This window comes from Sodalinema sp., assembly GCF_046483825.1.
Lineage (GTDB): Bacteria > Cyanobacteriota > Cyanobacteriia > Cyanobacteriales > Geitlerinemataceae > Sodalinema.
Genome location: NZ_JAWOCL010000256.1, coordinates 1 through 15,067, shown reverse-complemented (window position 1 = coordinate 15,067; position 15,067 = coordinate 1). Strand labels below are relative to the sequence as shown.

Genomic DNA, 15,067 nt, shown 5'->3' with positions numbered 1-15,067 from the left:
AGGGAATAGGGAACAGGGAATAGGGAATAGGGAACAGGGAACAGGGAACAGGGAACAGGGAATAGGGAATAGGGAACAGGGAACAGGGAATAGGGAATAGGGAATAGGGAACAGGGAACAGTGGAGAACCTCCCTCTTGCCTCTCACCTCTCACCTCTCACCTCTTGCCTCTTGCCTTTTGCCTCTCACCTCTCACCTCTTGCCTCTTGCCTTTTGCCTCTCACCTCTCACCTCTCACCTCTCACCTCTTGCCTTTTGCCTTTTGCCTCTTGCCTTTTGCCTCTTCCCCTCTTCCCCCTAAACCACCCGATAAATAAAATTCAACGTCGTCCAAACCTCCATATCCAAGGCATAAACATCATCGGGGAAGGCATCAGCATCGGTTTTGCGCAGACTGGCGCGGTGTAAATCTTCCATAATGGCTTTCGCGACTCGTAGCGGAGACTCCAGGGGGGTGAGACTGCGGGGATTGCGAGGGGAGTTTTGCCGACTGGCTAGGAGGGTTAAGGCTTGGCCGAAGGGGCGATCGCAACAAATGAGTTTCATCGACACTGTACCAATCGGTCGTCCCACGGACCAAGTTTCGGCTTCAGTCCAGGGAAGGGTGACCGACTCACCGGGATTGAGAGGCGGTTGCTGCAAGGTGGGGGGATTGCCATCAGCGACGGTTTCATAGGGATAGAATCCCACGGCCCGGCCACTACTATCGAGGCCAAACATGAGATAGTACACGGGGCGATCGCCTAAGTTTTCCAGGTTATATTGCACTTGACTGCCAGCGGGAATATCGAGGGTTCCTTCTACCCCGGCTAACGGACGTACACCCTTGGCCCGTCGTGCCCGTCGAGTTTGCCGTTGCAAGACGACGGATTCATCGGGATCGAGGACACTTAAGGTTCCCCGCACGCCGAGACGCGAGGCCCCTTCGTTTAAGGTAAGGGTGAGCCATTTGGCGGCCAGCAAGGCTTGCAGTTGGGGAACCAGGCGTTGCACGGATTTCTTGATGGCCTCGTCTTCCTCGCCAATACTGTTGGGGATGAGTTCTCGTCCGACGGAAAACAGGCCGTAAGTCCCTTGATCTTTGGGAAGTTGGACTAAATCACTGGAGTAGGTTTGGGCGATGGTGGCTCGACGCACTCGGCCGAAAACGCAATCGGCGGGCTGTTCTCCGGCACTGACGGAGGTGACATCCCGAATCCCGGAGAAGGCACTGGTGGCGTCGACTCGTTCAATGCGTTCTAAGCGACTGTCGAGGGCGACGGTTAGGGGGAGGGTTCGCGGCAAAATCCGGACGGATTCTCGCAACAGTCGCCCGGAGACCATTGACTCGGCATCCGTTGCTTGGCGATCGGGCCCGTTCCAGAGTTGGGCCGTTGCCGTTAGGCCCGATCGCGATCGCAGTTGCAGTTTCACATCGGTTTGAGGTGGGGTTCCCGGTTCGGGCAAGACGGAGAACAATGACCCCACCCCGTATCGGTTCAAAACTGTGACCGGTAAGCCCCCTAGCCAGAGCTTGAAGGGGTCGTTACCGGGATTTTTGGCTAAAATGACTCCATCGGCGCCTAAGGCGGCGAGTTGAGGCACGAGGGGCGGGGGCAGTTCTCCTGAGATGGCACATTGGTCAATCCCTCCGCGACAGATATTCGGGGTTTGTTCGCCTCCGGCAAAGGCTTCTACGAGTTGGTCGGTGCGAGTCAGGAGGTTGGTGAGGGAGGCTTCGGGAGACAGCCACCAGAGTTGTTGGCTTAAGGCATAGGTAAACAGTCCTGAACTGAATCCTTGCCATTGACTTTCGGTGGCGACCTGTTGCCGAGTGGCGGCTGATAGGACCCAACCGGGGCCATCTCGTTTGAGACCGGGTTTGTTGGCGCGACGGAGTTGCTCTTGTAATTGGGTTTGCCGTTGTCGTTGAGCGTCGTCGAGTTGTACGACGGTGGGACTGGGGCGCGATCGCACTCGTAGATTGCCCAACAGGGGATGACCGGGATAGGTGTAACTGGTATCGAGAACTGTAATAATTTTGTCCGTGGGCAGCGATCGCAGCAACAACCACAGAGTCGTCAAGGGCAAATCTAAACCATCGGCCATGACTAAACTCGGTTCGACGGCTTCGGAGTTGGGGGATGGCTGAACCTGAGACCCATAGCCACTAAAATGCAGCCACACGACATCATTGGCTGTGACCTCTGAGAAATGGTCGTTGAAGGCTTCGAGGGTCTGGCTGCGGCTGGCTTGCTCATCGGTGAGGCTGAGAATATCCTTGGCGGCAAACCCGAAGCGATGCTGTAGCACTTGCTCTTGCAACCGTACATCGGTAACGGCCCCACTTAAATCACTGCCGGTGGACTCGGGATAGCGGTTAATACCAATCAATAAAGCTCGTTTACGAACCGTTGGGGCGGCGAGGACTTCCCTCAGGCGAGGGTCTCGGGAGACCAACCCCATCCCACCCGCCGTTGTTGCGGCAAGCAGCCAGGCCGATTGTTGTAGAAAACCCCGTCGTTTCATAATAGTTGCGTAGGAGAGTTAATCATTAATCATTAATCGTTAATCGGGAGAGCAGTCGACAGGTGAAACCCGAGATTCACCCTCATGAAAATCTTGGTTTGGGTTAGGTTTGATATCGATTAATCGATTAACCGTCCAGTTTTCACGGTCAACTGCTATCTGAGAGATTGGGAACAGACGCCTGTGATTCTGTTCCCTAATAATAGGTTCCCCGATGACACGATGAAGGCGATTAGTCGTGCATGGCTTTGGCCAGTTCCGCCGCGACTTCCGGGCGAGAGAATTCTGGGGGAGGAAGTTCACCCCGTCGCAACATCTCGCGGACTTTGGTTCCTGACAGGTGAATTCGCTCTTCGGCGGTACTGGGACTGGTTTTTGAGGTGGCCATGGTTCCCGTCCGAGTGCAGTAGAAGGCGTGTTCAAACTTCATCGGCGTAATCCCAAGTTCTCCGGCTTCAAACTCCTCGAAGATCTCTTGCGCGTCGTAGGTTCCATAGTAATCTCCAACCCCAGCGTGATCGCGTCCAACAATGAAGTGAGTGCAGCCATAGTTTTTCCGCACTAGGGCGTGGAAAATCGCTTCCCGAGGTCCGGCGTAGCGCATGGCGGCGGGGTTAATGGCCATCATGACGCGATCGCGGGGAAAGTATTTATCGAGCATGATTTCATAGCAACGCATCCGCACATCAGCGGGAATGTCATCGCTTTTCGTTGCGCCGACGAGGGGATGGAGAAATAGACCATCGACGGTTTCTAAGGCACATTTTTGAATGTACTCATGGGCGCGGTGGATGGGGTTGCGGGTTTGGAAGCCAACGACGGTTTTCCAGCCTTTTTCGATAAACATTTGTCGCGAGTCGGCTGGGTCGATTTGGTAGTTGGGGAATAGGGGATGAGGATCTCGTTCGAGCATCCATACGGAACCGGCTAGATTGACCGGGCCTTGTGCATAGACAACGGCGACTCCGGGATGTTTCTCTTCGTTGGTCCGATAGACATGGAGGGCTTCTTGCAGTTTGTCGTAGTGGTATTTCTCGGTTAGATCTAAGACTCCGACAAAGCGCCCGCTTTTGTCATCAAGGCGCACGCGATCGCCCACCTTCAAAGCGTTGGCCACCTCTTCGCTGACACTGAGAGTAATCGGCACAGACCAGGGTAAACCGTTGGCTAAGCGCATCTCATGGACAACACGCAGATAGTCGGCTTCGACCATAAAGCCAGTCAGAGGGCTGAAGCCACCAATGGCAATTAGGGCGAGGTCCGAGAAGGTGCGATCGTCCATCGTCACCCGAGGCAGGTTATCGGCTTGAGCGAGAAATTCCTGTTTCTGCTCCGCCGTTGCCAGGCGATTAATCAGAGTGCCACCGTGGGCGGCGATGGTTTCTTGAGGTTTGGTTGCTACACTCACGTTGGAGACGGGATAAAGGGTTATCTGTACGGGTTACAATCGTCTCCAAGTTTAGCCCTAGATGGGGTCAACGACCAAATTTTCCCATTCTGGAGGCCGCTTGAGAAAAAAATAAGCAAAACTAATCTTGGCTTGGATTTACTTTTAATCTTTAAAATTTGCCGCTTGTTACAAAACTTCAAAGTCAAGAGCTTATTAGGAATTATTTTTAATAAAAGAACGGATTTGACAGGGTTTCAGGGATTTGCTAAGATTTTCACACTGACCTACTTGTGTGCAAAATTAGGGACTGCACGAGAGAGAATCCCAGAGCCAACGCCAGATTTTTGCCCGCTTAGAACAAGGGTTTATCCGCCAAACCCTAGATAGAGAGAGACTTGAGAGCATCCACAACCACCGCTGCCAGAGAGAGGTTGCTCGAATCGAATTGGGAGAGAGATGGGGGGGAATTTGCCCCCCTCCCTCGTCAGTCCGTCGCTCACGATGGGGTTTGTTCTTTACACAACTTTACCAAAAAAACCGGCAAACTTGACAAAATGCCCCATGTATGCCAACGAATTTAAGACCCTAAGCCTAACAGTTGTGCGGTAACCGCAAGACTTTCCTCATACAACACATCATGGCCCCAGCGTTGCAGTTGTTGAGCCATTAAGGCCTCAGCTTTCTGGTCCGAGAGAGCCGTGACCTGTTCCGTGCGACAGGATTGGGCGCTTCCTCCGGCTTCCATGCGCATACAACCCGTGGTTTCCGAACAGAGAATCGTGCAACAGTCGGCCTCGGGATTCGAGGAATTGAGGCGCAGCGCCACCAAATCTCCGGGAATTTCGCCCATATCCGCCACCGGAACCCCGGCTAACTCGGCCAGGATTTCGCGATCGCACTCTCCCTCGAACTTGATCTGCGTAATATCGTAATCCCCCGACTCCACCGCATAGGAGGTGGGAGTCCAACCGAGGCGACTGGCAAACCAACCCAGGAATAGCAAGGCCTGAGAGTCGTTGCCTTTCTCGTAGTCAATGGTGATGCTGTCGATTTCTCCCAGGGACATCCGCCGTTCTGGGGGATCGAACGCGGCGGCGGTTAACTCTTGCCAAGCCGAGAGACGATGCCAGTTGAGGTCCGCAATATAGATTTCTTGCTGCACCAACTCCTGCATTTTTAGCAATTCCGATCGCGGATCACTGAAATAACTCGAATCGACGACCGTACAGTTGCTGGCGGTGGCCAAGGACGCGAACAACTCCTGTTCCGGGTTCGGGGTGGCTTTCCACCAGACGAAACGGGGTAACTCGGGAACCATCAGGGAGGTGACTAAATCCCCCACCCGGTTGAGGGCGTCCTTGGTTCCCCGTAGGGTGATGTACTCGCAACAGACTAACTTGGAACTCTGACGCTGAAGCGGACAATAGGCCGAGACTTGGGCCGTTACGCCCTTGTCTTCGATGCCGAAGGTCGGACAAATGGTGATAATGCGGCAAGGATTGGCGGCGGCGATCGCCTCACTAATCTGAAACCCCCGTGCATCCAAATTGTCATAATGCTGATCTTGCGGGGACAACTTGTCGAACTCCTCGCGCAACTTGCGCAGCGTCGGAGCATTCATATGTCCCGTCACCTTGAGATCATATCGTTTCTGCGCCGCTTCAATGGCTTGACGGGCTTCCTCCCCATTGACGCCATCAATCGGACAGTCATAAAACCCCAACGCCGCCAACAACTGTTGAAACTCCTCGGGTTCATAGACCACCATACTGAAGGTTGAGGCGCGACTAGCCAAAGGCGCACCTTGTCCCTTACTCTGTCCCAGCCAAATTTGACTGAGTTCGGCCTCAATCTCCCCCAAGGAAATATCTTTGGGTTTCTGTAAAGCAACAACGGGTGTGCTACTACTCATGATCAATCATCTCCCTAAACGTGAAAACAACAACGCAACCGTGACGCAACAACAACGCAACAACAACGCAACAACAACGCAACAACAACGCAACAACGGGCCAACATCCCCTTCAGTGTGACGCAACCGGACTCAATTCGTCGGCCAACTTGTCATGGCCATCCTCATCGGAATCCCTTGAATCCGTTAACCCGCAGCAATTCGAGGTTATAAACGCCGCCAGCGACGATTATCTCGATTCAGTAACAATTCAGCTTCGACGGGTTCCCAGGTTCCGGCTTCATAGAGGGGAATCGAATCCGCCGGTGCGGGCGCATCCCAAACTTCCAAGACGGGGGTTAACACCCGCCAGGAGGCTTCCACCTCATCGCCACGGGTAAACAGCGTCTGATCGCCGAGCATACAATCAATCAGTAAACGGCTGTAAGCATCCGTACTGGCTTTCCCAAACGCCGCATCATAGCGGAAATCCATGTTGACCGATCGCGTCCGCAACGAAGTTCCCGGCGTTTTCACCTCAAAGCGCATACTAATCCCCTCGTTGGGCTGGATTCGCATCACCAAAACATTAGGATTGGCTTGTTTAGCCGCCGATTGGAACATCAGAAATGGCACATCCTTAAATTGAATGGCAATTTCTGAGACTTTTTTCGGCATCCGTTTCCCGGTTCGTAAATAGAAAGGAACCCCTTTCCAACGCCAATTGTCGATATTCAACTTCAACGCCGCATAGGTGGGCGTCGTCGACTCAGGATCAGCACCATCTTCATCACGATAGGCGGGAATCGTTTTGCCATCCATCCAACCTTTGGTATATTGTCCCCGAACCGCCGCATTATCCAAATGTTCAGTATCCGCTAAACGAGTCGCTTGAACCACTTTAACCTTTTCGTTGCGAATACTGTCGGCATCTAAGGAATTGGGGGCTTCCATGGCCGTCAGGCTAAACAACTGCATCAGGTGATTCTGCACCATATCCCGTAAGGCCCCAGCCGTTTCATAGTAGCCGGCCCGTCCTTCGAGTCCCACCCGTTCAGCCACGGTAATTTGCACATGATCCACAAATTGCCGATTCCAAAGCGGTTCAAAAATGGCATTCGCAAAGCGGAAAACTAATAAGTTTTGGACCGTTTCTTTGCCGAGATAATGGTCGATTCGATAGACTTGTTTTTCGTCACAAACCGATTGTACCACCTGATTTAAGACTTGGGCCGAGGCTAAATCGCGGCCAAAGGGTTTCTCGATCACCAATCGTTGTTTACTCGGATCAGCGAGCATTTCGGCTTCCCCGAGTTTTTGGATGGCTTCGCCAAAAAAGCGCGGCGCCACCGAGAGGTAGAAGACTCGATTTCCTCGCGTTCCTCGTTGTTCATCGAGTTCGCCGAGGAAGGTTTTTAGATCTTGGTAATCTTGGGGATTGTCGATGTTACCGGGACAATAGAAAAGACCTTGGGCAAAACTGTTCCAAATGTCATCAGATTGCAAACCGCCGCCAAATTCATTGACACCCTGACGACAATGGTCTCGGAAATAGTCGTGACTCCAGTCCCGGCGTGAGACTCCCACAATGGTTAATTCCGGCGGGAGACGACGTTCTAGGTGCATTTGATAGATGGCGGGAACCAGCTTGCGCTGGGTTAAATCCCCTGATGCACCGAAGATAACCAGAATTTGCGGTTCAGGAATGCGATCTTGTTGTAGGCCAACGCGCAGGGGATTGTCTTGGATAGCGACCATAGAAGCTTTGATGATTAGAGTGACAGTATTGAGTTGACAATTGTGGACTTGGACTTGTCAACACTTGCCATCGGGGAAGATTCAGGGTTCCCTGACGTGTAGGATGGGGGTTAGTGGCGATCGCCGCGCGTCCCTTCTTGGATAAACGACTCCACCAACGCCACATCTTCAGGACTCCCAATGACTAACGGGGTTCGCTGGTGCAGTTTCTCGGGAACCACATCCATAATGTTTTGCAGTCCGGTACTGGCTTGTCCGCCGGCCTGTTCCATCAGGAAGGCTAGGGGTGCTGATTCGTAGAGAAGCCGCAATTTCCCTTCGGGTTTCTTCACGGTTCCGGGATAGAGGAAGACGCCGCCTTGCAACAAGATGCGGTGGAAGTCTCCCACGAGGGCGCCGCTATAGCGTCCAGTGTAGCCTTCGTGACGATGGACGTAACGAATGTAATCCCGGATGGAGTCGTCCCATTGCCAGAAGTTGCCTTCGTTAACACTATAGACGGAACCATGTTCAGGCACTTGGATATTCTCTTGCCAGAGGATAAATTCCCCCAGGGTGGGATCGAGGGTGAAGGAGTGAACGCCAGTCCCGATGGAATAAACCAGGACGGTACTCGGGCCGTAGAGGATATAGCCGGCGGCGAGTTGTTTATGGCCCGATTGCAGTAAGTCTAAGGCTTCTCCGCTTTCGTCGTTGCCTTCTTGTTGACGGATGGCGAAGATGGACCCGACGTTGAGGTTAGCATCAATGTTAGAGGACCCGTCAATGGGGTCATAGACGAGGGTATAGCGACCAATGGGGCAGTTTTCGGGGATGTAGTAGGGTTTTTCCATCTCCTCGGAGGCTAGGCGACAGACGAGGCCACTTTGTTTGAAGACGGAGATGAAGACTTCGTTGGCGTAGACGTCCATTTTTTTGACGTCTTCTCCCTGGACGTTTTCTCCCCCAGCAAAGCCGAGAACCCCATCCATGAGGCCCGCTTGGCTGAGACGACGCGCCGTGAGTTTCCCGGCTAGGGCGATGCGGTTCATCAGGGTACTGAGATCCTGGGCCTCGGGGGAGAAGCTTTGTAGTTGTTCGAGGACATGGCGCGATAGGGTGGTACAGTCGCGGTCTAAGGCCCGTTGGGGCATCTCGAAGGATTCGCTGGGTGTCATACAGGAAGGTTGTTTAGGGTGTTCAGGTCGGTCACGGACTCGGGAGGTTCGGCGATCGCTGCTTCTATGGTAAAACCACTTCCGGCGATCGCACCCCTTTCTTTCAGGACTATAAGATTTTCTTTAGATTAAACTCCGATTCATTTTTCATATAATAGGGGGTTAGGGAGTTTTCTGAATGGGGTCTGTTGCTCGCAAATCCTCACGCAACGCCCTCATCTCTCTCCAGAATACTCTCCTAAAATCGCCAAATTGTTGAGATCGTGCTGCCATGTTTGTTTATATTAGTCCGAGTTGCCGACAAGAAGCCCAGATTCACAATAAACTTGATAAATTAACCAGCCTTAAAACCTCAATCCAGACGCATAGCATCACCGCAATCCAAAGTCATTTTGATTGGAATTACCCTTATCTTAAGCATCGCTTCCATAATTTACGTCTCATTGGCAAAATCCAAAAAATTGGCAACGACCGGGTGTTTTGCTTTGTCAAAATCTTCCAGCGGGGTCAACCGGATTATGAACATCATTTTCTGGACAATCCCGACCAATACGGCGAGACTCACTTTCAACTCAATATTCTCGATATCGAGCGTGAGATTCAATATCAAAAAGAAGCCTTAACTGCTGAACAACAACCGAAACATCTGCCCTCACACTTAAAGGAATGGCTACATAAGCCCAGTTTACTCATGGATAGCCAAGGGGGGGCAATTTATGAAACTCGCATCTGGGTCGAACAATTTAAAACGGTCGAAATTGACCGTCATTGGCAAACTTATCATGAGTTGGTTTACTCTCTTATTGAAGCCCATTCTAGTCAACTGATTCAAGAACAAGCAACGTCCTATGATGGGGTGTTTTTAGGCTATCATCCAACTCGCCAAAAAGCAATTCTTTTCTCCCGGATTGAAGCCGCAGATAGCCCCGGAACCCTGGCTATTCTGCTGATTTGTCCCTTTGCTAAGGTGCCGAGTTCCCGCGAGATTGATTCGTTAGGGGTCTCGTTGAACTTATATGGGCCTGGATTAGATAATCGCCTCACTCATTCTCTATCCCGCAACGATATTGCTCAATATTCTCTGCGATATTACCCTCGTTATTTACTTCTTGATCCAGATATTTGGTATGAAATTGAGCGAGAAGCTCAAGGCAATTTTGCGTTGTCGTTAGAAGAGGAAACTATCCTAGAAGCGGGGAAATTGCCGATTTTTATCAATGGTCGGGCGGGGAGTGGCAAATCGACGATGTTGTTCTATTTATTTGCCTATTACTGCCAAAAATACATGGATATCCGCGAACATAACCCAGATCTGACGGCGGATTCGTTAAGGATTCATCCCCTATTTATTACCTATAATAAACGCTTGCTTCAGTCCGCTCGCCAGGGAGTTCGCAAACTTCTCAATCACCATCATCATTTTGCCGAAAAATCGATTGATATTGATTTTCAGACGTTTTTTACGCCGTTTCAAGAGTTTTTATTAAAACGGTTAGATTCGGAAACATTGCAGAAATTTGATTCCGATAAATACATCTCATTTTATCAATTTGAACAAGCCTATAAATCCTCGTTTCCGGGGAAACTGTCTCCGGCGGAATGTTGGCATATTATTCGGGCGTTTATTAAGGGCTATAACTTAGAGGATATGGCGGCTGAGGATTATTCGGATATTCCTCGGAGAGAACGCACAGTTCCTGAAGATAGCTTTAAATTTGTCTGCGATCGCGTCTATCCCTGGTATAAAAACCACTTAAGATCCGATGGTTTCTGGGATGACCAAGATTTAATTCGCGAGGTTTTAAAGCAAGGAAATATAACCGAGAAATATAGCGCTCTTGTCTTTGATGAAGCCCAAGATTTCACCAAATTAGAACTACGGCTATTGGTGCAACTGTCCATTTTTACCGATTACGAACTCCATCCCCCCGTTGAGAGTTTACCCTTTGCCTTTGCGGGGGATCCATTACAAACCCTAAATCCGACCGGATTTCGCTGGAAAAGTGTGCGGGCGGCCTTTTATGAACAGGTGATTGCTAGTTTAGATCCGGATCGCCATCTGAAGATTCAGATGACTTTCCATGAACTGAAATCCAACTATCGCTCCTTAGCGGCGATCGTGCGGCTAACCAACCTCATTCTCCTCTGGCGCTACTTATTTTTCAACAGCCATCAACTGACGCTACAAGTTCCTTGGAAACCCGGAGATGGCATCCCTCCCCAAAAATTTATCCTCTCCCAAAATGTAGAAGCCGCTCAATTTCGGGACCTCTGCCAAAACGACCCCATTATTCTCATTCCCTGTGAAGAAGGGGGAGAATTAAACTATCTGCAACACGATGACCTGTTGCGGGATCTGTTTCCCGATATTCAACAAGACAAACTGCCCAAAAATATCCTCAGTGCTAGTCAAGCCAAAGGATTGGAGTTTCCCTTTGTCATCCTCTATAAATTTGGTGAAGAACTGGCAAACAGGCAGACAAGTCTCGACCAATTGTATCCGGATCATCAACGCAACTTGGAACTGGAGTATTTCTTTAATAAACTCTATGTGGCGGCCAGTCGTCCCACCGAAGCCCTGGTGATTTTAGACTCTCCCGCCGGAGAACAAGCCCTCTGGCAATTTGCTGATCACAACGGATGCGATCGCGCCATCCAAGCCAGCCAACTCGAACCCCGAGATGCCGCCCAGATTAGCCCTTTGCCCAGAGGCGAGAGTTTCAGCATCTTTAACCGAGACAATCGCCTCGAACAAGCCGAACAGTTTTGGGAAAACGGCTTAAGTCAAGAAAATCCCGAATTTCTCCATCGCGCCGCTGACTTCTACCGTTCCCTGAACGCCTATGATAAAGCCGAGATCTGTCAGGCCTGGGCCTTGAAATTTGAACGACAATTCCGAGCCGCCGGGGAGCGCTTTTTGCAGTTAAACAAGCCCGAAGAAGCCCGCAAGTGCTTTTGGCAGGGATTATGTTGGCCGCAACTGTGGGAATGGCATCAACAGCATCGCGGTTCTGAGATCGAGGGGGCGATCGCGCAATTTATGGTCACCCAACCCGCCTCACTCCGTCAACTGCAAAACTTCAGCCAGCAGCTAGACAACCACATCAACCAAGCCCAACGCCATTACACCGAAAAACCCTGGCGCATCACCATCGAAGCCTACCGAGATAGCATTGAGGCCTTTCTCAAGGCAAAACAAGCCCTCAGCCCCAGCCAATGGCAACAGTACGGCGACTCCCTCGAATGCCTAGCCCAAGCCAAATATCCCCATCTGTTGCACAGCGCCGGATTCTGTTTTTACGCCGCCCAAACCCCAGAAAACCACCGTCGCGCCGTCGATTGTTGGGAAAGCTGCGGCGCAACGAACCATCGAGACTATTATTTAGCCAAAGCCCAACAAGTGGGCTTTCCCGAGGGAATCGGCTATCTCCAACAAGCCGAAGCCCATCAACAAATTGTCGAGATTTGGGAAAACGCCGGGAAACCGGGGAAAGCCAACTGGCTCAAACAACTGTCGGGGATTCGTTGGGCCTTAGAACAGCAACAGCGATTTGATGATCTGGTGCATTATCTCCTACAAGCCCGTCGTTGGCTTGAGGCCATTGAAAGTCTCGATCGCCGCCAAGCCCCCGACCATGATACCCTCACCTGGGAAGTCGTCCGTCAACTGGCTACCTCCAACCTCACCCCCGACGACACCCGCCCCCAACGTCGTCGTTATGTCGAGTTCCTCAAAAGGGTGATTGAGAACAAAACCTGGTCACGCCATCTTACCCCAGCAGAAGTCGGGGCCAGTTTTGAACGAGTGGGGGAGTGGGTTCCCTGTCTCAGCTTTTATGAACAGTTCATTGAGAATCGCCAAATCAGTCCCCATTGGCGACGTTACGCCCAGAGACGCTGGTTAGCCACTAAAGCCAAGCAGGAACAGTTCGCCGAGGGAACCAATCCCCAACGGGCGCAAGACATTCGCGCCGAGATTGAACGCAAAGCCCGCCAGTGGCAATTCGATCCGACGCGCATTTCCCCGGAACCCCAACCCGGCGAACCCAACCGCTTACCGGGAACGGTGCAAATTGAGGGATTACCCGAACGAGTCCTGTTGCAACGTCGAGAGAACGGCGCACGGTTTGTCCTGGCGGGGATGTCCGTCGAGGCCGTCCAAACCACGACCTCCTTGCAGGTGTCGTTATGTTCTCGGGAGACGGAGGAAGCGGTGTTCCTCAAAATTACCCGCAAGGGTGGACTTGTGCGTCGTAATGGTTTGAGTCTTTATGCAGAAGATGGCTCGAGTTTACTCTTCCGCCTCGATCAAGTCTGTTTGGGGCGACTGGTTTATCGGGGCAGGAATCCTCGCGTGGAGATCTTGGTTTCGGGTTTAGATAAACGCCAACGGATCTCGATCCGCCCTGGCTTGCAGTAACCCGCCCATTTGGGACTCGACATAAGACCAAAAACGGGGAGAAGAAGGCAACTGACCACCGACAACACCTGGGAGATTCTCTCCCAACTCATACCCCGTTTCGCCCCAACACTATCCAAAAATGGTATTAGACTGTTTTAAGCTCAATTATAATTAAGTTTTTGCAAGTTGGGCTTGACAAATGTGACGGCTTATCCAGTCTGATGTGGATCGGTGAATTTATGTTAAATAGAGTCAATATCCTAGCCGATTCTTTGGTTTTATAGTAAAATCTTTTAAAAGGCATTTTGCTGAATCGTCTATATCAATTTGTTGAGGAAAAAACAGGGATGGGGTTACAAAAACCAGATGCTAAAACCCGCTTGCTATTAATGCTTTGGGCTTCGGGAGAAGACAGCATGACCAAGGGACAGTTATTACAAAAAGTCAAGCGTTCTGCGGAGAAATCTGGGGATTTCACCAGTGTCTTTGAAGAACTGGCGCAGCTAGAGGCAATTACAACGGAAAAAGCGGGTCAGTCATTTCGAGTTCGCTTGGGCGATCGCGGTTTAAACGTCCTGCAAGACGGCTTAAACAATCCCAACTTTAGTTTCCCGGGCAGCGTTGTCAGCAGTCGCTTAGCCAATGCACTCTTGCAATGGCATCGTCAATCCGCCACCACCGCTGTTCCCAAAACTCCTGAAAAAGCAATTCTCTCTTATGACGCCTTTAAAGCGGCGGCGTTAGAGGTCTATGATCGTCTCAATAAGGACTACCATTTAGAGCATTTAGTGCCAATTTATCAGATTCGCCGGGGTTTGGGCGATCGCGTCAGCCGCTCTCAGTTTGACGACTGGATGCTAGAAATGCAAGCCGACGATCTCTTGCAGCTTCAAGGAGGCAGTTTACCCGCCGATCAGTCCAATCCTGAAACCTTAGCCGATTCCATCACCACCGAACTCAGTGGACTGAGATGCTACGCCAAGCGGCTTTAAGTTACATCAATTGCCATCACTCTCCCCTAAATTCTCCCCGAAGCAGTACGACTCAACCCGTTTAGATCTCTCATGGCAGATTCAGTTTCCCCCCTCCAAGATATCCACACCGCCATTCAACAAGACAACCCCTTTAACCGGGAGTTGGTCGTTAAACGACAAGCCGTTTGGAACGGTGAATTTATCGACGTTCCCAGTATTAATGCCGAAGCCTCTGATACAGTATATCGCGCCCTGTCCGACATTTCCGAAGGCAAACGGAACGTCGCAGGAGTGAGCCTAGTCGCTGAAAAAGGTCTCGGCAAAAGCCATATTGTCGGCAGAATCCGCCATCATCTGCAAAGCACGGGTGGAGCCTGGTTTATTTATATGGGAGATTATAACAATCTCAACCACATTAAGCCAGAATTTCTCAATATCCTCTGCCAAAGTTTGCGCCAAACGGGCAGTCAAGAGGTCATGCAATGGCAAGAACTGGCAGCCGATTTACTCAACGAAGCCCTGAATCAAAGTCACTCTCCAAAAGAGTGGATGCAGGAGATTAAAGGTAAGATTAAAAAGGAGCCTGATTTGATTGACGAGTTAGCCAGTGAGGTGAGTAACCGTCAACTTGATAATGGGCTGGATAATAGCGATCCCTATCTAATCCGCAGTATTCTCTGGACGTTAGATCGCATCAAAGCACTGCAAGCCATCCGTTGGATTTCGGGGAAAGGAATTTCATCGAGAGATAGCGACATGATGGGATTACCAGAACAGGATGAAGATGATCAAATCGATGAGTTTGAGCGTTCCTGCCAGATTTTGGATTTAATTAGTCAATATAATCCAATTTTGATTTGCTTTGATCAACTCGAAGGAACAGAAATCTCAGACAATGGCTACACCAAGGCACAGGTCATTGTTACCCTAGCCATGGATCTCTATAATGCCCTGAATAAAGGTGTTATTTTGACGGCTCTCTATCCT

Annotated in this window: 7 protein-coding genes and 1 pseudogene; 3 read left to right on the top strand and 5 right to left on the bottom strand. The window is 50.9% G+C overall.

Features of this window, described 5'->3' with window-relative positions:
- Nucleotides 1-297: 297 nt before the first annotated feature.
- The 5 genes from R6U67_RS16300 to fbp form a co-directional block, all read right to left on the bottom strand.
- Entirely contained in the window at nt 298-2,508 is a 2,211-nt protein-coding gene (locus R6U67_RS16300) for a caspase family protein (RefSeq protein ID WP_410253527.1), read from the bottom strand.
- A gap of 232 nt (nt 2,509-2,740) precedes the next feature.
- Nucleotides 2,741-3,916 (bottom strand): sulfate adenylyltransferase, encoded by a 1,176-nt coding sequence (gene sat, locus R6U67_RS16295; RefSeq protein ID WP_410253526.1) that lies wholly within the window; start codon nt 3,914-3,916, stop codon nt 2,741-2,743.
- A gap of 559 nt (nt 3,917-4,475) precedes the next feature.
- On the bottom strand, nt 4,476-5,810 hold the full coding sequence (gene opcA / locus R6U67_RS16290; protein ID WP_410253525.1) for a glucose-6-phosphate dehydrogenase assembly protein OpcA: 1,335 nt from the start codon (nt 5,808-5,810) through the stop codon (nt 4,476-4,478).
- A gap of 207 nt (nt 5,811-6,017) precedes the next feature.
- Nucleotides 6,018-7,547: a glucose-6-phosphate dehydrogenase gene (zwf, locus tag R6U67_RS16285; protein WP_410253524.1), complete on the bottom strand. Its 1,530-nt coding sequence runs from the start codon at nt 7,545-7,547 to the stop codon at nt 6,018-6,020.
- Nucleotides 7,548-7,657: 110 nt separating this feature from the next.
- Entirely contained in the window at nt 7,658-8,704 is a 1,047-nt protein-coding gene (fbp, locus tag R6U67_RS16280) for a class 1 fructose-bisphosphatase (RefSeq protein WP_410253523.1), read from the bottom strand.
- Between the two features lie 271 nt (nt 8,705-8,975).
- Here fbp and R6U67_RS16275 point away from each other — a divergent pair, with 271 nt between their 5' ends.
- From R6U67_RS16275 to R6U67_RS16265, 3 genes and pseudogenes are all read left to right on the top strand, one after another.
- Nucleotides 8,976-13,124: a hypothetical protein gene (locus tag R6U67_RS16275; protein ID WP_410253522.1), complete on the top strand. Its 4,149-nt coding sequence runs from the start codon at nt 8,976-8,978 to the stop codon at nt 13,122-13,124.
- A 287-nt stretch (nt 13,125-13,411) separates the two neighbouring features.
- The gene (locus tag R6U67_RS16270) at nt 13,412-14,098 is read left to right on the top strand and encodes a hypothetical protein (protein WP_410253521.1); all 687 of its coding nucleotides are present in this window, start codon (nt 13,412-13,414) and stop codon (nt 14,096-14,098) included.
- A gap of 72 nt (nt 14,099-14,170) precedes the next feature.
- Nucleotides 14,171-15,067, top strand: a pseudogene (locus R6U67_RS16265) (hypothetical protein); the annotation flags it as partial.

Excerpts from the sequence above, each read along its gene's own strand:
- R6U67_RS16300 (WP_410253527.1), bottom strand. The coding sequence starts at position 2,508 with ATGAAACGACGGGGTTTTCTACAACAATCGGCCTGGCTGCTTGCCGCA.
- fbp (WP_410253523.1), bottom strand. The coding sequence starts at position 8,704 with ATGACACCCAGCGAATCCTTCGAGATGCCCCAACGGGCCTTAGACCGC.
- opcA (WP_410253525.1), bottom strand. The coding sequence starts at position 5,810 with ATGAGTAGTAGCACACCCGTTGTTGCTTTACAGAAACCCAAAGATATT.
- zwf (WP_410253524.1), bottom strand. The coding sequence starts at position 7,547 with ATGGTCGCTATCCAAGACAATCCCCTGCGCGTTGGCCTACAACAAGAT.
- R6U67_RS16275 (WP_410253522.1), top strand. The coding sequence starts at position 8,976 with ATGTTTGTTTATATTAGTCCGAGTTGCCGACAAGAAGCCCAGATTCAC.